This window comes from Pseudoalteromonas luteoviolacea, assembly GCF_018100925.1.
Lineage (GTDB): Bacteria > Pseudomonadota > Gammaproteobacteria > Enterobacterales > Alteromonadaceae > Pseudoalteromonas > Pseudoalteromonas obscura.
Map to the genome: position 1 here is coordinate 25,561 of NZ_JAGJEH010000015.1, position 21,976 is coordinate 47,536.

Below are 21,976 nucleotides of genomic sequence, written 5' to 3' on the forward strand. Positions count from 1 at the left end.
AATGGAAAATTCAGCGATTAAAACTTTGTTGGCCGAGTTGGATGGCCAAGGGATTTTTTTATATGTACAAGATGGGCGTTTAAAGCTCAGAAGCCGGCATAATGACATTCCGGCACAAAAGTTAGCGCTGATAAAGGAGCACAAGCAAGCACTTATTACTTATATGCAACGGCATCACCAAAAGCTAGGCAAACTATCCCGATCTCAACAAAGGATTTGGTTTATCGAGCAATATGAAGCACATTTATGTGCCTACAATATGGCTGGGCTCTTGCGGTTATCAAAAGCCTACGGTGCAGAGCAGATTGAACAGGCTATAAATGCGGTATTGCAGCGCCATGATGTACTGCGAAGCCAATTTAAACAGCAAGGCGATGAGGTTGTACAGCTGGTTAACCCGGAAGCCAAGCTGATACTTCAGCAACAGGGTGCACCTGAGGCAGACGACTTTGCGTCAGCGTCATCCTTGATACAAGATGAGCTTTCATATCAATTTGACTTGGAACATGATTTGCTGGTTCGGGCACGCTTACTGGTGGATCAAGGGCAGGGCCACTGGCTATATGTGTGTATGCATCACATTGTTGCAGATGGTTGGTCTATTCGTCTCTTTACCCAATCTCTCGTTGACGAATTGGCGGGCTTGGCAAGCGAGCCCATGACATTGCAGTATTTGGATTTTGTTCACTGGGAAAACAAGTATCAGCAAAGTGATGAGTACCAGCAACAGCTCAATTATTGGCAGCAAAAACTGACTGGCCTTGAAGTATTCGAATTACCGACCAGTCAGCCCAGAAGGGTCCACAAAGAGTATCTCGGTGCACATGCTGAGGCGCTGATACCACAACCAAAAGCTGCGCGCTTTAGTGCGCTATGCAAGCAATTGGGCGTGACGCAATTTGCGGGTTTTTTGGGAATATTTTACGTACTGCTACACCGCTATGGACAAGCAAAGGACATCACCCTTGGAGTCCCTGTTTTGAACCGTACCCAGCCTGAGTTTGAGGGTGTGGTAGGATGCTTCATCAATACGTTACCATTGCGTTTAACCCTGACAGAGCATTTATCTTTGCAACAAGTTTTAACCGCGACCCACGAATTAGTCAAAGAGGGATTGCGGTATCAAAGTGTTGCCGTTGAAGAGATCATCGACGCGTTAGATATCACCAAATCAACGGCACATTCGGCATTGTTTCAAATTCTCTTTAACTACAATGGTATTACTGGTCAAACCGTTGGTAACGACGCCGTAAGCAGCGAACTGTTTGCACTTGATAATCACACCGCAAAGTTTGATCTCACTTTAAATTTGAATGACTGTGCAGAAGGTGTACAGCTTAGTTTTGATTATGCCAAACACTTATTTGATCCGCGTTTTATTGAACAGTTGAGGGAAGACTATCTTGCACTAGTCGATGCTGCATATGACTCCTCACTGCAAGTGAGCAGTCAAGCTATTCTGCACTCCGCAGCAAGTTTAGCTTTGGCGCCAAGCGCCGATGGTGAAGAGCAAAGCTTAGGCACAGTATTAGACGCACTTTATCAAAATGCACAGGAATACAGTGAACACATTGCATTGATCCAGCCTAGTCTAGCATTTGAACATCAGCCTATTTCGATGACATATGCCGCATTGATCTCGCAGTTAGAATACGTCGCAGCGAGGTTACATGGATTAAATCAGCAAACTTCTACCCCAATCACCTTGTTGGTAAACAGGAGTATTCAAAGTTTTGTTTGGATGTTAGGTGCGATGCGTGCAAGGGTTGCCTACTTGCCCATTGATGATGCGACTCCTGCTGCGCGGGTTGCGGAGATCATGGCTCAAGCGGACAGTCAGTTGTTATTGTGTGCCAGTGAGCACTTGCCAGATATGCAAGTTCTTAAAAATAAGGGGATAGATGTTTTAGATCCGATTGCCCTGCATAAATTGAGTACCACTCAGGGCCTACCAGCTATGCCGTTAAGTTCGGATCTAGCTTATGTGATGTTTACCTCAGGCAGCACAGGTAACCCTAAGGGGGTGGTGATTTCGCATCATGCACTGATTAACTATGTCTCAGGCGTATCTGAACGTATTCATTTCGATCAGAGCACCTGTTCGGCAGTTGTGACTGGGCTTGCGACGGACTTAGGCCTGACAGGCGTCTTCCCCGTTTTATCTGGTGCGGGCTGTGTGGTGCTGTGTGATAGCGTTGAGCCCGAGCTGCTGGTACAAACTTGTGTCGCACATGACGTGAATTTGGTTAAATTAACCCCCTCTTTGGCTAATGCACTGCTTCCTTGGTTGCAGGCTTCAAAACCTGCAATATCTCAGTGGGTGTTAGGCGGGGAGTCACTCACTGAGGCATTGACACAACAGCTACAATCTCTGAATAAAGAGGCGAAGATTTTCAATCATTATGGGCCGACGGAAGCTTGTATTGGTGTTTGTACCTATGAGGTATTAGAACACAGTGAAGCACTATGTATCCCGATTGGTAGGCCATTTAAACATGTACAGTTTGCTGTTTTGGATCCACAGCAGCAGCCAGTGCCGCAAGGCGTGCCCGGCGAGTTGTACATTGCTGGGGATAGTCTTGCAAATGAGTACATCAATGATCCACAAGAAACCGCTAAGGCATTCGTGTCTTTACCCTGTGATGCGGAGCATCAGAGACGTTATTATCGGACTGGCGACTGCGTTAAGCTCAACTTTGACGGCCAGCTTGAGTTTATTGGGCGGTTCGACAAGCAGCCTAAAATAAATGGCTTTAGGGTAGATATTGCTGAGATTGAAAGCAAGTTGCAGTCTCTGGATGATGTGCATTTGGCTGCCATAATTTACCGTGAAGTAGCCCAACAAAATACCTTAGTAGGATATTTTGTAGCGAATGCTTCGGATACAGATTTGGCTCAGTGCGAGCAGCGAATTCGTCAGCAGCTCAAGGCATGCTTACCGGGGTATATGATCCCTGCGTATTTAATTCGCCAAGCCACTTTACCAAAACTTAGCAGTGGCAAAATAGACCGTAAACAACTTCAACACCGACAGCTCGTGGTGGCTGCTCCGACGCGTCAGCCAGAGAGCGCGTTACACCATAAGCTAATCAGTATTTTTGCGTCACTCACTGGATGCACTGGTATTGGTATCGACCATAGCTTTTTTGCAATTGGCGGCCATTCACTGCTTGCTATGCGCTTACTCAATGAGATCAAAGCGCAGTGTGCTGTGTCGCTCAGTTTGAAGCAGGTTTTTGCTAATCCAAGTGTGGCTGAGTTAGCCATGTGTGTTGAAGCTCAAGAATCTTCAATTGATACCACACCACTACATCACGTAGCTAACCAAGCTCAATCCCCGCTTTCTTTTGCACAGCAGCGGATTTGGTTTATTGACCGAATGCAAGGTCACAGCCAGCAATATAATCTGCAAGGCGCTTATAAAATTTCGGGTGAATTAGACCACCAGCGCCTTGAGCGTGCATTTAGGTCAGTAATAAAAGCCCATGCGATGTTACGTTTTACGTTTCATCAGGATGAACGGGGAACTGCCTATCAAAAAGACAATATAGCGCGCGAATTCTCACTACAATATCGGGACATGTCGACTTCTGTGGCAGAACAACAACAAGCGAATATCGACCAATTTATTCGAGCAGATGCGCAGCAAAGTTTTGAGTTAGATAGTGATTTAATGCTTCGAGCTGCGTTGCTGCGATTAAATAGTAATGAGCATGTGTTGCTGATCACCATGCATCACATCGTCTCCGACGGATGGTCAATAGCGGTACTGGCAGAGGCGCTGAGTCAAGCATATCAAACCGGGGCTGGGCAAAATGAACGGCTGCCTGAATACAGCTATATTGACTATATTGATTGGCAGCAGCGGTTATCTCAAACTGAGCTATGGCAACAAAGTTTAAACTACTGGCGCGGTGAACTAAAAGAGCTGCCTCAATTACATTCACTGCCAACCGATAGAGCTAGACAAAACCAGGTGATTCAAGGGGGCGAGCTCGCTTGCTTTGAGATACCACGGCAAATGCGAGAGGAGGTACGCTCATTTTGTCAGCAAACCGACAGCACATTGTTTCAGGTACTCAAAACGGCGTTTAGCCTGTGGATGAGCAGAGCACAACAGCAGCGGGATATTATTTTAGCAACTCCAGTATCAGGGAGAGAATTAAAAGCTTTTGAGCCACTGTTAGGTAACTTTATCAATACTCTGGTATTGAGGGATAAATTCACGCCAGAGACGCAATTTGACGCAGCATTGGCGGCGAGTAAAGAGCAGTTTTTAGAAGCGCAAGCGCACCAAATGGTGCCCTTTGATGTATTGGTTGAGACGTTAGATGTGCCTCGAAGTCTTTCGATCCATCCACTGGCTCAAGTCGTTTTTCGAGTCAACAACGAAGTGAATGAAGCTTTGCAACTGCAAGGGCTAGACGTCCAATTGCTGCCACAAGGTCCACGCAGCGCCAAACTAGATTTGGAAGTGAGTATTATAGATGGGCAGCAACAATGCAGTATTGAGTGGCTTTATGACACTGCGCTGTGGGATAGCGCCAGTATTGAAGCTTTTCACCAGCAATATCTTTGCGTATTACGCCAATGTATTGAGCAGCCAAGTATTGCATTGTCGCAATTAGCATTATGGCATGATGATGCGCAACAAAAGTTTATTCGCGCGACCGCGCCTATCGAACTGGTAGACCCAACGGTTTCTTCGTGGGCAGCTCAGTTTTCCAACATAGCAGCTCAACAGCCAAATAAAACAGCTATAAGTTTTGCGGAGCAAAACTGGAGTTACGCCAAAGTTGAGCAAATAGCGAATCAGTTGGCGCACTGTCTATTGGAGATGGCGTTTGAGCCACAAACTCGTATTGCATTAGCGCTACCAGCTGGGCCTTTGGTGCCCATCGCCATGTTAGGGGTGCTTAAAGCCAATCATATTTATGTGCCATTGCATCATGAAACACCCCCCCAAACCTTGCAGCATATTTTTTCAGATGCTGATGTGATGTTGACTTTAGCACTAAGCGAGGATGCAGAAAGGCTCATTGAAGCAGGTAGTGACTTTTTATTGCTGGACGATGCACTAGAGCAAGAGTCATTGCTCTCAGCCTATCCAAGTAGCGCACCAAACCAAGCTGATTTGCCTCCGTGTGCAGAACCAATTGCGGCGCAATGTTGTTACATCATCTATACCTCAGGATCGACAGGGCAACCTAAAGGCGTGCCTATTAGTCATGGCAATCTGCATGGCTACCTACACCATGCCATAAGTAACTACGCAATAATGGCGCCGCTTACATGTGTTATGAGCACACCAATGGCTTTTGACGCAACGGTCACAGCCATCGTGCCAACGCTTATCAGCGGGGGCGAATTAAGTATTTTGTCGCAAGGAGCAACATTAATCACGGCGCTAATAGACAAGCTGTGGTCACCTAGGGCCACCTTATTTAAGTTAACCCCCGCTCATTTACGTGCTGTATTAACACTGACGAGTGAGGCGGCAATTTGTGAAACGGCCCATCGATTAATAGTGGGTGGCGAGGCGCTGAGCTCGGACGTGGTAGTTAAGCTGAAAGGGAAGCTGCCTAACATTCATATTGTGAATGAGTATGGACCGACAGAAACTACCGTGGGAGTGAGTGTGTTTGAGATCCCGCCAAATATGCCTGCTGAAGTATTGTCTGAAGCCCCTGATGTGCCAATAGGTTTACCAATTGATGGCGTGACTATGCTGGTGGTTGATGAGTTTGATCAACCTGTTGCGCGCAATATGCCAGGAGAATTGTTGATCGCCGGCAATATGGTGAGCACAGGCTATTTAAATCAGCCAGAATTAACAGCAAGCAAGTTTTCTAGGCGCGGTATTTTAGGGGCCCATTCTCAGCCCGTATACCGCTCTGGAGATCGAGTGAAATGGCAATTAGATGAATGTGGGGAGCCAGCTTATCTGCGCTACCTTGGGCGCGCTGATGAACAAATTAAATTGCGAGGGTACCGCATCGACTTAGACGCTATTGCGGATATTATTTTGGATGTAGAGGGGGTAGCCGATTGTGTGCTGACAGTAGATGACACTACGCAAACGTTAGTGGCACATATTATGTGGCAACAGGCGCCAAGTATGTCTGAGCGACAATTGCGACATCAGCTTTCGGAGCACCTCCCTGCGTATATGTTACCCGCTGTATTTCATGTAGTTACCGTGATGCCATTAACGCGAAATGGCAAAGTGGATAAAGCGGCATTAATGGCTGCACTTGAATCTGAGTTGCAACAAAAAAAGAACGTTGATACGGCATCAAGTAGACAGCATGTACAGTTAACGGCGTTACAGCAAACGCTATTTACGCTCTATCAGCAAATTTTACCAGCGACCCAAATAGGGATAGAAGATAGCTTTTTTGAACTTGGCGGCCACTCGTTATTGGCCATCAAATTAATAAGCCAAATTCGACAACAAATGCAGCTGGATATTACCTTACCTCAATTATTTAAAACCCCGAGCATAGCAGCACTTGCAGAGGCATTACCGAAATTTGAAAGGCTCACAGTGGACGATGACATACCTGTTGTTTCACGCTCAATAACACTGCCTTTGTCTTTTTCTCAGCAGCGATTGTGGCTGATCGATCAATTACAAAATGGCAGTACGCAATATCAGATGCCCGCCAGTTTTACTTTTTCAGGGGATTTAAACCTAGCGGCGTTTGGCACAGCTCTGAAGCGCGTAATTCAGCGCCATGAAGTGCTAAGGACTATTGTATTGCCCGGCGCCAGTGGAGAGTCACCAGAGCAGCTAGTTAGAGAGCATGTAGAAGTACCGTTGGTCGTTGAAGATATCTCAGCACTAACCCCTTCAGAGCAGCAACTGCGAGAAGCTCAGATCAAAGCGACATTATGCCAAAAGCCCTTTGATTTAAGCCAGGACGTTATGATTCGTGTGGTTGTGGTGAAACGGGCTCAAAGGGAATATTGGGTGCACTTTAATATGCATCATATTGCCAGTGATGGTTGGTCTATGGCGATATTAGTGAATGAGATTATCGCATTTTATCGTCACCACAGTGGTGAAAATAAGTTTGAATTGCCGCACAAACTGACCCAGCCACTGGCTGTGCAATATGCCGATTTTGCTCACTGGCAAAGAGGGTTTTACACACCACAAAAACAGCAAAAAGCAATCAATTACTGGCAATCTCAATTGACAGATAGCCCGACCTTGCATCAGTTGCCGTTAGATTTTGCTCGTCCAAAGGTTCAGCAATTGGCTGGTAAGCGGTTAACGTTGAGACTTGATGCTGCAACAACTCAAGCAATTAAAGCACACTGTCAAAATGAGTCGGTGACCTTGTTTATGTGGTTACATAGTGTCTTTGCACTCTTGATAATGCGCTACAGCGGCGTAAATGATGTGGCAATTGGCTCGCCTGTGGCTGGCCGCGTTCAGCGCCAGCTCAATGATTTAATCGGCTTTTTTGTCAACACTGTTGTTATTCGCGCACAGGCAGATCACACGATGACGTTTAATCAATGGCTAGCGCAGCAAAAAACGGTGATCCTTGATGCCTTCGCTCACCAATCATTGCCTTTTGAACAAGTTGTTGAGGCGCTAAAACCACAGCGCAGTTTAAGCCATCAGCCACTGTTTCAGATTTTATTTGCACTGCAAAATAACGATGTTGTGGATGTGGCTCTTCCGGACCTACATATTGAAGAAGAGTGCGATGATACGCCTAATATGAAGTTTGACTTGGAGGTGAACGCCACGGAGCAAAGCGGAGAGATTGAAATTGAGTGGCGCTACAGTAGCGCGTTATTTACAGCGCATACCATTCAGTCAATGGCAGAGGCATATACCGTATTGGTGAATGCGGCGCTGTCGAGCTCAGATCAACTTGTCAGTCATTTGGATATTTTAACGGAAGAACAAAAACGTAAGCTGACGAAAAAGCCTGAGGCGGCGTGTGGGCATGATGTGCCCGTGTGTGTACATGAGCGCTTTGAAAATGTGGCGTACATGCACAAAGACCGCATTGCAGTAACCGACGCACATGGTCAGTCTCTCAACTATGGTGCGCTATGGAAACGAGCTGGATGTTTTGCACATCACCTGCTAGAGAGTGGCATCACGGCGGGCGATAAATTAGCTGTTTGTTTACCACCTAATGTGGATATGACATTGACGCTGTTGGCTGTGCTTAGAGCTGGTTGCGCATATGTGCCGGTGGACCCAAAACTCCCCGCTGCACGGATGCAATATATTATGCAAGACAGTGGAGCGACAGGGCTTATCACCAGTGATTGTTTACTGCGTGAATTGGCCAATTTATCGGACTCTGTTGCGCAGTCTCCTTTAACTTTGTTCTCAGTGAGTGACAGTGCAAGTTGGCCTGAAACGGTCAGTCAAGAGCGGTTACCTATTCCTCATGTTGATGCATTGGCCTACGTAATTTATACCTCGGGTACGACAGGGCAGCCTAAAGGTGTGCAGATCAGTCATCAGAACCTACATTACTATTTATCTTTCGCTATTCGTGAGTATACCAATGGCGCATTAAATCGCGCTGTCGTCAGTACCCCAGTTGCTTTTGATGCGACTGTGACATCTCTGTGGGGTGGACTGTTAGCTGGGTTAGGGGTCGAGCTGCTAGAAGACAATGATACTATGCTGGTTGAACTGGCTAAGCGCCTTTTTGATCACGAGTCTTGTCTGTTCAAAGTAACCCCTGCGCATCTTCAAGGTGCGTTGGAAGTGGCCAACCGGCTGTCTCTTAAGCGCCAATTTAATGCCCAGCACCACGTGATTGTGGGTGGAGAGGTGCTCCCGTGTAGTTTGTTGAGCGAGCTAGATACTTTTCTGCCAGAGGTGCAATGGGTAAACGAATACGGTCCAACAGAGGCGACCGTTGGCACGAGTATTTATCGATGCAACAGTAAAACTATTGCGCAGTTGAGAGCAGCCTTACTGCATGATGTGCCAATTGGACAAGGCATGCCATACAGTCACTGCGTGATACTTGATGAATTCCATCAGCCAGTGCCCGTCGGTGTGTTAGGAGAATTATATGTATCAGGGAAAGGGGTGACGACGGGGTATTTGGGTCAGTCACAACTTAATCAAGATAAATTTGTCAACTTAACGCTCGCGACGTCAAGTCGAGAGGAGCGCTTCTATCGCACAGGAGACAAGGCGAAGTGGCAGTGGGAAGCTGCGTCTCGGAGTTTACAGCTGGTCTTTTGTGAACGCGCAGATGAACAAGTAAAGCTGCGCGGTTATCGAATTGAATTGAGCGAGATTGCCCACCACTTAAAACAGCAAACTGGGGTGCGAGAAGCACGGGTACTACTTAATGATAAAAGGGATAACTTAGAAGCCTATTTGGTTCTCGAAAACACACCAAATGATATGGCGCAACAACCACAATTAATGGATGAAGTTTGCAGCATGGCCTATAGCGAAGAGCTCGCTTTACAGTTACCTGCTTATATGTTGCCCCATCGATATATTCAAGTGCCCCATTTACCTTTGACAAGCAACGGCAAGCTTGATGTTGCGCGGTTGTATGCGTGGGCGCAGCAATGCCGTGAAACGCAAAGCATTATTGCGCCAAGCACTGAGCTGGAAAGTGCATTACATACCATTTTTGCTCAAGTGTTGGACGTTGAAACATTTGGCATTACCGATAACTTCTTCACCCTTGGCGGTCATTCACTATTGGCCGCACAATGTGTCGGCTTGATGCAAGAGCAATTGAATATTACTGTGCCGATGCAGGTCTTATTTGAACGCCCAACCATTGCCGCTTTGACCAAGTGGGTTAGGATCCATACTGCTTATGAGCAAACTCAGCGTACTGATAACGAAAGTGATTCGTCAGAGGAGATGTTCCTGTGATAAACACTCAGTTACAAGAGATAGAAGAATTAATCACACAAGCGTTGGATGCTGGCGTTACCTTGTACGAAAAAGATGGCAAGTTAGCGTTTCGTCAAAAACAGGGGTTTCCCGAACAGTTGAAAGCCAAGGTGGTTGCCAATAAAGCCAATTTAGTCGCATATTTTCAAAAGCAGGCACAAAGAGACACCGCCACTGCGCCTGAACTGATCCCGCGGGCAGACCGCAGTGGACGCTTGCCACTCAGTTTTGCACAAGAGGGGTTGTGGTTTATTGAGCAGCTGCAAGGCGGTCGACAGTATTATATGCCCGCCTCTTTTTGTTTAACTGGTAACATCAATATAGAAGCGATGAAAAACGCCATTGAGTTAGTAATACAGCGACATGAAAGCTTACGTTGTCGCTTTGTAGCAGGGCCTGAATCCAGTGGCAAACCTTATATTGTTATCCAAGATACAGAAAGTGTACCGTTCGAATATGTGGATTTGGACCTCCTCGCTGCCCCAGACAAAGAGAGCCACAAAAATCAGCACATCGAGGCGTTTTGTAAGCGGCCTTTTAAGCTCGATAAAGACTGTTTGATCCGAGTTTTGGTTGTGTCTGATGTGCAGCAGCACAAACTTTTTTTCAATATGCATCATATTGTGTCCGATGGTGCTTCTATGACTAATTTAGTCGCAGAAATTGCAGCTATCTACAATGCGAATGTTAGCAATACATCGCCTGAGCTACCGATCCTTGAGCGGCAATACTTAGACTATGCTGCATGGCAACAATCACATTTAAATGACGATTACTTTATACCGCATATCAACTACTTTAAATCGCAGTTAGCAGGACTAGAGCCGCTACAATCTTTACCGAGCGATAAACCAAGGCAAGCGATACAAACTGATCATGGAGCGAGATATATTCAGCATTTGCCCGAGTTATTGAGTCAGCGAATTATCGCCGTGTCAGCGGCACAGCAAAGTTCGTTGTTTATGTGGTTGATAAGCAGCTTTATGCTATTTGTTGCTCGTATAAATCAGCAGTCAAGCGTTGTTGTTGGTACGCCTGTGCTAGGTCGAGATCACCCTGAACTAGAGCACCTTATAGGGATGTTCGTTAATACTTTGGTGATGCACGCTAAAATTGACAGTAAACTGTCATGTGAGCAGTGGTTTGCCGAGCAAAAAGCGCGAAACTTGGCGTCGCTTGAATATCGGGCTCTGCCCTTTGACAAATTGGTAGAACAACTCGGCCAAAGCCGAGATTTGAGCCACCATCCGCTAGTACAAATTTTGTTTTCATTGACCCAATCTCAACCCAGTCAGCTAGAGTTGAACGGTCTTGAAGTCAGTGAGTCCAAAGACGGCAATGCGCAACCTGTGGCCGTGAAGTGCGATTTGGAACTACATGCCCAGTTAGATGGCCAAGTGTTGAGCTTAAATTGGAAGTATGACAGCGATTTGTTCCACTTTGAGACGATTCAAAATTGGGCGAACAGTTTTGCTGTGATGTTAGAGGCCATTGTACAGAATCCAGCTATGGCTGTCGGATCGCTGCCACTGCTAGACGCTCAACACATGCAACAGTTACTGTCTCAGACGCAATGTCATGAGGTGAGTTGGCCACAACAGCACAGTATTGTGTCACTTTTTGATTACCAAGTTGGGCGTTGTTCAGAGCGTATTGCAATTACCGACGGCAAACAAGCTCTCACTTATGGTGAACTTGATCAGCGAGTTGACGCCCTCGCCTGTGCTTTGGTAGCACAAGGTATTCAGTCTCAGCAGCTACTGCCTGTGAGTATGATTCGCAGCAATGAGATAGTGATCTCTTTACTTGCCATACTAAAAGCGGGTGGGGCCTATGTGCCGATTGACCCAAGTTACCCTCAAGAGAGAATAGATTATATCTTGGCGGATGTAGGCAGCGAGTTATTGCTGTGTGACAGACAAACAGCCGTGCAGTTTTCTCATTTAGATGTGACATGTGTGGTTGCTGAAGATGCGATATCAGCGTATTTAAATTGTCGCTACGACGCACCTGTGATCAGACCTGAACAACTCGCATATGTCATTTATACCTCTGGCACCACAGGTAAGCCAAAAGGGGTGCAAATAGAGCACCGTCACGTGGTTCGCTTGCTGTTTACAGAGCCAAGTTTATTTGATTTCAATGAATTAGATGTATGGAGCTTGTTTCACTCTTTTTGCTTTGATTTTTCTGTGTGGGAAATGTATGGCGCACTGCTGTTTGGCGCAAAGCTGGTGGTGGTAGATCAGGCAACGGCTAAAGATACTCAAGCGTTTGCTCAGCTATTGTTAAAAGAACAAGTCAGTGTTTTAAATCAAACTCCAAGTGCGTTTTATGTATTGCAAAGTTGCATGCAGCGATTGCTGGATGAAACTCGCCAGACAGTTGCACTGCGCTACGTCATTTTTGGCGGTGAAGCACTACAGCCAAGTAAAATTAGGCCATGGCGTAAATTGCTGCCCAGTTGCCAGTTGATCAACATGTATGGGATCACCGAAACCACTGTGCATGTGACTTTTAAACAATTAAGTGACGATGATCTAACACTTGGACAAAGCAATATCGGCCAACCTATTTATACCACTTCCTGCTATGTGTTAGATGATAAACAGCGACTATTGCCTCAAGGAGCTGTGGGTGAGTTATATGTTGGTGGGGAAGGGGTTGCACGAGGTTATTGGCAACGTCCAGAGCTGAATCAGGCGAGATTTTCAGAGTTGAGTCTAGCCGCAGGACACTGTGAGCGTCTCTACCGTTCGGGAGATTTGGTACGCTTATCTCCAAATGGCGAAATGACATACATTGGTCGAATAGACGACCAAGTAAAAGTCAGAGGTTATCGTATTGAATTGGGGGAAATAGAAAATCAGCTGAGGTTGCACCCATGGGTTGATGAGGTGGTGGTAATACTTAATCAGCATCCTGTGCAAGGCGCCTATATCGCGGCATTTATTACCGAGCATCAAGGTGCCGAGTTTACTGATTTGAGGTCTCAGTTAACTGCTTTTCTAAAAGAGACGCTCCCTGATTTTATGCTGCCGACGACCTTGTCGTTGTTACCGCGTATTCCACTGACAGCCAATGGCAAAGTGGATAAAAAAGCATTGCGAGCGCAGCATCAATGGGAAGACAGCAAAGTTGAATTTGAGGTGCCAGTTACTAAAGTGCAATGTCAAGTCGCAGCGGCTTTCAAGTCAGTGTTGCAATGCCCGCAAACCATCGGGTTACACGATGACTTTTTCACCCTAGGTGGTCACTCTTTGCTTGCTGTTGAGCTGAGCCATTGTTTGCAGTCTCAGTATGCGCTGGATGTATCTCTGAGCGATATTTTTCAATATCCGAGTGTCAAAGCACTGGCCAATTCGGTCAACGAAAAGCCATTGTCGTCTCAGGAGACTGAGACATTAATATCACCCACACATCAAACTACAGGCCCCTTATCTTTTGCACAGCAACGTTTATGGGCGTTAGATAATTTGCAAGGAAGGTCACATAATCACGCTTTATATCATGTGCCTATGTCATTCTCACTGCAAGGTGAGTTAGATATTCCCGCTTTTGAGCAGGCCTGGCTTCAGGTGTTAGAGCAACATCCTATATTAAGAACCCTACTGATTGTGGACCAAGCAGGTGTGCCGAGACAGGTTATTCAGCCATGCAGAAAAAGCCCATTGGTTGTGCGTGATGTCAGTGGTCAATCGCCGCAGCAAATTGAGGTGGCTTGGCTTAAATTACAGCGTGATGATGGTCAATGTGCTTTTGATTTAGAACACGATCTGATGCTTAGGGTATTGCTATTGAAAACAGCTCCTACTCAATTTAAGTTGCGTATTAATTTGCACCACATAGCCTGTGACGCACAGTCTTTACGTCGTCTTGTTCAAGATCTCGCCCAAGCATATCAACAGGCACGAGGAGGGAGTAAACAGATTGTCGGCATGGAAAACGAAGCTGCGCTTACATATTTGGATTATGCTGTTTGGCAAAGAGCGCATTTGCAAGGTCTCGCTGGTGAGTCACATAGAGAGTTTTGGCAAGCGCATTTGGCAGGAGCGCCTAAAGTTCATAGCTTGGCACTCGATGGGGCAAGAAGCAACCAATCATTGCGGCTGGGGGCTCAGTATGAGAGTTATTTTGACAGGTCGCTATGCCAACAGATAACAGCCCAGTGTCAGTCATTGGGCGTCAGTCATTTTATGTGGTTACACACGTTATTCTCTTTGTGCGTAGCACGTATTAGCCAGGTTTCAGATGTGGTCATTGGCTCGCCGTTTTCTGGCCGCGAGAATGCACAGTTGAAGCATATTGTTGGCTTTTTCATTAATGTACTGCCTATCCGCACGCAGTTTACTGAGAAAATGTCTTTACACGATGTGCTGTTGCAACAAAAAGCGCACATTTTGGCAGTTCACACTCATCAGTCGTTACCGTTTGAGCAAATTGTGGAATTGTGTGAGCAGCATAAAGATCTAAGTCACCACAGTCTGTTTCAAATTAGTTTCGCTTTTGATCCCAAAGAAGACAGTCAGTTATTGCTGGATGGACTTGAGGCCTGTTCACTTGAACAACCGCAAACCCACGCAAAATTTGAATTAGAACTGACATGTAGCGAACAGTCTGATGGGATCCGATTGAATTGGGTATTTGATTCCGAGCTATTCAATTACTGCAGTATAAAAAACTTAGCAGATGCTTTTACGACCTTTGTGCAGTCGGCTGTGACAGATATTATGCAGCCGATAGTTGATATACCTTTATTGGCGGATAATCGCTGGCGTGAGCATATGCTGTGTGGAGAGACACACGCAATTAATTCCCCCAGTATTTTAACGCCACTTTGGGCGCATCAAAACTCTCAATTGGCCGACAAAGTGGCGCTAATTGACCCGCAAGGCAATAGCACGAGCTATGGTGAATTACTGTGTTTTGCAGAGCAGCTGGCAGCGTATTTAGTGTCTGCTGGATTGCAAGCACAAGAGCGAGTTATGGTGTGCTTGCCAGCAGGTAGTATATGGGTAAAGGCGATGCTGGCGGTGATGAGAGCTGACGGTTGTTATGTGCCTGTTGACCCTGAATACCCCTTGGAGCGACTTCGTTATATTGCGCAGGATAGTCAGTGTAAGTTTGTACTTACAAACTCTAAGTGTTCTGATTTATTGAAGCTCTCTGGCATTGAAACACAAGCGCTTATCAATTTAGATACATTGAATTTAGACGCCTTTAAAGAATGCGCGTCGCGACCACTGCCAACTAATTCAGAGCAACTTGCCTATGTGATTTACACCTCGGGCACAACAGGTCAGCCTAAGGGAGTGATGAATAAACATCGAGGTTTGATGAACCTGTGTCAGTGGCATCAGCGCACCTTTTTGGTGAACGCACAATCGGTTTCGACACAGACAGCCAGTGTCGCGTTTGACGCTGCGGCTTGGGAGGTGTGGCCCTATTTGGTATCGGGGGCGACCTTGTTGTTCGTAGCAAAAGCACACTACAGTGACGCACGCTTGATGACTCAAACGATGGATGAGCATGGCGTAACACATAGCTTTTTGGCGACCCCAGTGGCACAAGCGGTGATGGCGGATCACGAGTTTTCACCTAAAACCTTGCGTTATTTGCTGGTCGGTGGCGATAAGCTGGGTCAAGTTGATATGACTCGTCATGGTTTTAAACTCGTCAACAATTATGGCCCTACCGAAAGCGCTGTTGTAACGACATCAGGGATAGTTGACCTTAATTTAGATGTACCGGATATAGGCCTGCCAATTGATAACACGCAATTATTGATCCTCAATGAACAGCGGCAGCAACAGCCCGCAGGGGCCATTGGTGAGCTGTATATTGCTGGTGCCAGTTTAGCGAGTGGCTATCTAAATCGTCAGGATTTAACGGATGAGCGGTTTGAACTGTGGACTGCGCCCAGTGGTGAGACGTTGCGCGTTTATCGCAGTGGAGATTTAGTTCGACAGCTTGCTTGCGGGCGCGTTGCTTATGTTGGGCGCAATGATGACCAAGTGAAGTTGCGCGGCTACCGTATCGAGCTCGATGAGATCGCGGCGCAGCTCAGTAAATTGCCAGGCATAGAGCAGGCGACGGTACTGCTGTGTGATGACGATGGTGCTCGACCTCGACTTATCGCATTTGTGACGCAAACAGGCCAATTGCAAGAGCGGGCCCTGTCCGCCAAGTTAGACGCTCAGTTGAGACAGGTGTTGCCAGCACACATGCTGCCCAGTGAATACCTAGTGCTGGCCAATATGCCACTGACTTCCCATGGCAAACTTGATAAAGGTGCACTGCGCGCCCGAGTTGGCAAGGTAGTCACTTCCACTTTGCCAGTTGCTTCTCAGATGCAAACTACAGCTTCAGCGCATAGCGATATTCTGCTTAGTATCTACCGGGAACTACTCAAATGCCCCACACTCGGTTTGGAAGATGACTTCTTTGCTATGGGGGGGGATTCTATTCTCAGTATTCAGATCGCCACACGCGCCCGAGTTCAAGGGGTTGAGCTGGCTGTTTCAGATGTATTTACTTATCCTAGTGTAGCGCAGTTGAGCGCCCACATTGGTCAGAGCCAAACATTAAATGATGTTCAATCAAACTATGTGGCCAGTTGTGGAACAGCCACCTTGCTGCCTGCGCAGCAGTGGTTTTTTGAGCAGCAGTTTGAAGAGCCGACCCATTGGAACCAAGCAGTGATGTTGGGGCTCGACAAAGGCATTGAAGCAAGCCAATTAAGTGCAGTTATCACGGCTTTAATTTCACGCCATGATAGCTTGAGGTTAGTTGTGAATCACTCTAGTAGTCAGAACATGCATTTTAGTGAGCATGTATCGGCAACTTCTTTATTGCACGTGTCGGATTTAAGTAATGCTTCCCATTGGCAAGGTGAATTGCAGCGTTTATGTGAGCAATATCAGCAGAGCTTATGTTTTAATGGTGAACCATTAATTCGCTTTCTATTTGTTAAGAGTGGGCTTCACAGCGACAAAAACCGCTTGTGTATCATTGCACACCACTTGTTAGTCGATGGTGTGTCGTGGCGTATTTTGTTGGAAGATTTATCTCAGGGAATTGTAGCGAGTAGCAATGGACAAGCGACGGCATTGCCGTGTCCGCCTGTTAGCCTTCAACAGGTCGCCAAGGCATTTGTAGATCATGCTGAACACACAGCAAAAAGCACTGATTGGCAGTTGACCGTGCAAGCGGCGCGAACACAGGTGTTATTTGAGATAGATACGTCAATAACAAAACAATACGCCTTGGGTAAACGGCAATTGCAGCTGTCTAGTTCAATGACTCAAGCCTTGTTGACTCATGCTAACCAGCCTTACGGCACTAATATTCAAGTGCTATTGCTGTCGGCATTGCACTTAACAGTTAATCAGTTGTACGGTGCGCAATCACATGTGGTCATGATGGAAGGACATGGCCGTGATATATCGCAAAACAGTATCGACAGTAGTCAAACGCTTGGTTGGATGACAGCTATGTATCCGCTGCATTTGTATGTCAATTCGAATGCACTCAGCGATATAATATGCCAAGTCAAAGAAACACTGGCTGCAACGCAAAATAAGGCCAGTGATTTTGGCGCTTTACGCTATTTTCATCCTGACCCTGCGGTACGAGAGGCATTGCATCTAGACACCAATGGGCTGATCTTTTTCAATTATCTTGGTCAGCTTGACAGTGTGATCCAAACAGGCAGTGTGATCAGTGATGTCACAGAGTCATCAGGGACATTGATAAGTGCAAACAATCACTGTTTTTATGCCATGCAAATGACCTCTGCCATTCAAGATGCTTGTTTATCCGTTCAATTTGAATTTGATACACAAAGAGTGTCGTCAGATGCAGCAGAAGCATTTGTTCAGCATCTACACCGTGCCATTGATACGGTGGTTTTACACTGTACGCAACAGCAAGTACGCCATTATACCCAGAGTGACTTCAGTTTATTGCCAGCGTGCTCTGAGAGAAAACTCAATCAGTTGATTGCGAAATACCCAATTGATTCGGTGGAAGATATCTATCCATTGAGCCCATTACAGCAGGGCATGTGGTTTCAGACTCAATTGGCCAAAGCTAATGATGAGTCTGTTAGTCCCTACCTTGAGCAGTGTTGTTTTACCTTTGCCGGTGAGTTTGACTGCGAGGCATTTGTGTATGCTTGGCGGCAGGTTATCAAACAACATAGTATTTTACGCAGTCGCTTCTCGATGGTTGATGGTCAGCCAGTTCAAGTTGTATTGCGCGAAAGTGAACTGCCCGTTGAAATTGTTGCGTGTGAAGAAGTCGCAGTAGACGCACAGGCTGAGTATATGAAGGTGAAGGCGCGTCAAGCGTATGACCAAGGACCCGCCTTAGATGGTGGTCATAGCATGCGGGTGCAACTTGTGCCCATGTCGGCGCAGCGCGTTGGGTTTATTTGGACTTATCACCATATGATCATGGATGGGTGGTCTTTACCGGTTTTATTTAGCGAGATTTTACGTTTTTATCGGGCGCGGATCGCTGGGTATCGCGCTGCCATTCAGCAGGATAATTTTGCCGACTTTATTGGTTATATACAGGCGCGCGACATACAAAAAGAAACGTGCTTTTGGCAAAGCTATCTAGCGGAGCTTGATACGCCAATGTTAATCAGCGAGCATTTAAATTCTGGTGCGACGTCTGCCATAGAGTATATCGAACAGCATGAAGTGCTCAATGAGTCGCTGTGTAATGCCATTGGACAGAGCGCAGCCGAATTGGGTCTGACATCTAATCATATGATCCAAGGAGTGTTTGCATATTGGCTGAGTGTTTGTTGTGGTCGAAAGGATGTGATGTTTGGGCAGACCATTGCAGGGCGTCCAGCTCAATTGAGCAATATGGCTGATAGAGTCGGCCCGTACATCAACACTCAAGTGGTCTACACAGAGGTAGACATGAACATGAGTGTGGCGACCTTTTTACAGCAGTTTAAAGAGAACGTGACAGCTTTAAGTGAGCACCCTCATACCAGTTTGAGTGACGTGCACCGCTGGAGTCGCATTGACAATAGCCAAGACCTTTTTGATGTACTTTATGTGTTTGAAAATTATCCGACGTCGCCATTGACGCAAGGGCCGGATCTACCTTTTGACATCATTGGTAGTGACTACCGGGATCAAACACACTACCCGCTGACCTTAGTTGTTGGCGGTGAGCAGCAGTTGTCGCTGACTTTGTGTTATCAAAGTAACTTACTTACACGGAGTCACGGCGCGCAATTTGTTGCGATGCTCAGCCACTTGCTAACACAAGTCTGTGCAAACCCGCAGCGCAAGCTGAATGAGTTGGCACATTGTCTGACGCCTCAAGACAACACTGCTTTTGCTACATTTGAGCTAAACTCTGGTCCATTCGAGTCCGACTCGAACACCTTACATCAAGTTGCACGAGAGCAAACACTACCTGCTGCATTTGCGCAAACGGCTGCGGCATATGGCGAAGAAACAGCTATCGCATATTTTGCCGATAAGCAAGATTCCTTGAGTAGGACGCTGAGCTATCAAGAATTGGATAAACGTTCTAACCAGCTCGCCCATTGGCTTGTCGAGCAATTTGGGCATCATCTAGAGCAACCCATTGTAGGCCTTTGTCTCGCACCGAGCCCTTCATTGATAGTGGCAATTCTGGGCGTATTAAAAGCAGGGGCGGCCTATGTGCCGATGACCTCGGGCCTACCTCAACAGCGAAAACAGCAGATTGTCGAGTCGTGCAATGCCTCTTTGGTTTTGGCTGATCAGGTGATTTGGCAAGCTGAAAATGTACCTTGCTCAACTTACCTGTACGGTGAATTAAATAATTTACTCACAAGTTATTCTGAGCTGCCAGTAGAGCGAGAGATGACAAGCGCAGACTTGGGCTATGTGATTTATACCTCGGGCACGACCGGGGTGCCAAAAGGGGTAATGGTTGAACAGCGTAGTATTTTAAACTACGTCAACTCATTGTCAGCGCAGTACGGTATTTCGCCGCAAGACAACTACCTCCAATTTGCCAGCTTTAGCTTTGATGTATTTGCCGAAGAGGTTTTTTGTACATTGCTCAATGGGGCCACTTTGGTAATGAGTGAGCAGTCTCAATTACTCGACACCCAAAGGCTTTGTCAGTTAACTCATGAGGCTGATATCAGTTTAATGAGTTTACCGACTGCCTACTGGCATCAATTATGTGCAGCCCCACTACAATTTAATCCAGGCTTACGACTCATCACCATTGGTGGTGAGCAAATGCAGCTAGCAGCGCTTAAAGCATGGCAGCAGCACCAGAGTTCAAGCATACGATTGATAAACGCCTATGGACCAACGGAGGCAACTATATCTGCCACGTTGCAAGAAGTTACCCAATGGGAAGACGATGATATCGCGATTGGGCGGCCTGTTGCTGGGCTGCAACTACATGTGTTGGATGCTCAGCTCAGAGCGGTACCTGACTATGTGGTAGGGGAGCTCTACATTAGTGGGGCCGGACTCGCGAGAGGGTATTTAGGCGATGAACAAAAGACTGCTAAAGCGTTTATTCGTCACCCAGAATCCGGACTGAGGCTCTATAAAACAGGCGATCTGGTGAAAGTGAATACGCGAGGCGAAGTGGTCTTTTTAGGCCGTCGTGATGGTCAAGTTAAGGTGCGCGGCTATCGTATCGAACTCGCTGACATTGAAAGCCAACTTATGACAATTGACGGCATCGCAAGTTGTGCCGTCGTGGTGCGTCAAGATGGCAGTGATAATGAGCAGTTGGTTGCTTTTGTTGAAGGGCTATCCTCATGCCAGGACATGTCACAGGTTACTTTGGAGCTTAGTACTAAGTTACCTAGTTATATGGTGCCTAATATCATCGAGCCTATTGATGTATTACCACATACAGCGAGCGGAAAGTTAGATCGCCGAGCTTTGACTGTGCGAGCGCAAGCGTTGTCTCTTCACACTGATGCAGTAGAAGCACCACAAAGCATACTCGAAAAACGCATTGCAGCACAATTTGGTTTGTTGCTCAAAGTGGATAAAGTGGGCTTGGATGATGACTTCTTTGCACTTGGAGGTCACTCTCTACTGATCATGCAGTTGGTTGCTGAAATCCAGTCTCAACTACACTTAAATGTGCCAATCGCGGCGATTTTGCAGCATAGTTCAGTGAGAAAACTGGCGAGTTATATAGACTCACAGTTGTCTTCTCAGTCGCAGCAAAGCGATATGTCGAATACGTTAATGTGCTTACAACAAGGCGAAATCGGATTCACGCCGCTAGTGCTCATAGCAGGTGCTGGCGGTTTGTTATTGTCGTTTGTCAAATTGGTGAATATGCTCGACAAACGCATTCCCGTGTATGGTTTGCAACCTGACGCTATTGCCGATAACCCCGAACTGATTGGCAATATTCACTTGACCGCAAAACACTATTTAGATGCGCTGCAGAGCCAAACAGAGTTTGCCCGTGCGCATATTGTTGCACATTCATTTGGCGCATTTATCGGTTACGAGTTGGCTCAATTATCACAAAGTAGCGGTTTTACCTGTGATTCCCTGACTATTTTAGATACACCACGACCAAGCAAAACCAAACCAATTGTGGATGCGCAACAAATTGATAAATTTATGTTGCAAGACTTGTGCACTTTTTTCTGTATTTCGCCGCGACAAAATGAAATTGAGCACTATATTCAAATGGCTGGAATGGCAAAGTTAGCGATTTTGTCAGAGTGGCTCGCACAAAAAGATGTGCAGATATCAGTGCAGCAGTTAAGCAATTTTTATCAAGTTTACAAAGCGCAAGTACTGGCAGATGTGGCAATTGATAAACCACTGATAGATACAAAAGTCACAGTAATCAAAGCCGAAAACACCACTGAATTTGAGGGGCGAGCAGTGAAATTGGACATGGGCTGGCAGCGCGTGGTGGCGAATTTAGATACGCTGGAAATCACAGGTGATCACCTGTCGATATTGCAAAAGACAACGGATATGAAAGCACTCGTTGAACAGATAGAAGATCACTACATACTGCACGGCAAAATGTAAATATTATGTT

The 21,976-nt window shown here is 46.4% G+C and carries 2 protein-coding genes; both read left to right on the forward strand.

Annotation, left to right across the window (positions count from 1 at the left end):
- The first annotated feature begins 1 nt into the window (after window position 1).
- Window positions 2–9,892 carry a non-ribosomal peptide synthetase gene (locus J8M00_RS24365; RefSeq protein WP_211013010.1) on the forward strand — a complete coding sequence of 3,297 codons (9,891 nt, stop codon included), beginning with the start codon at window positions 2–4 and terminating at the stop codon, window positions 9,890–9,892.
- Window positions 9,889–21,966: a non-ribosomal peptide synthetase gene (locus tag J8M00_RS24370; protein WP_211013011.1), complete on the forward strand. Its 12,078-nt coding sequence runs from the start codon at window positions 9,889–9,891 to the stop codon at window positions 21,964–21,966. The genes J8M00_RS24365 and J8M00_RS24370 overlap by 4 nt, the downstream gene beginning before the upstream one ends.
- The last annotated feature ends 10 nt before the right edge of the window (window positions 21,967–21,976 follow it).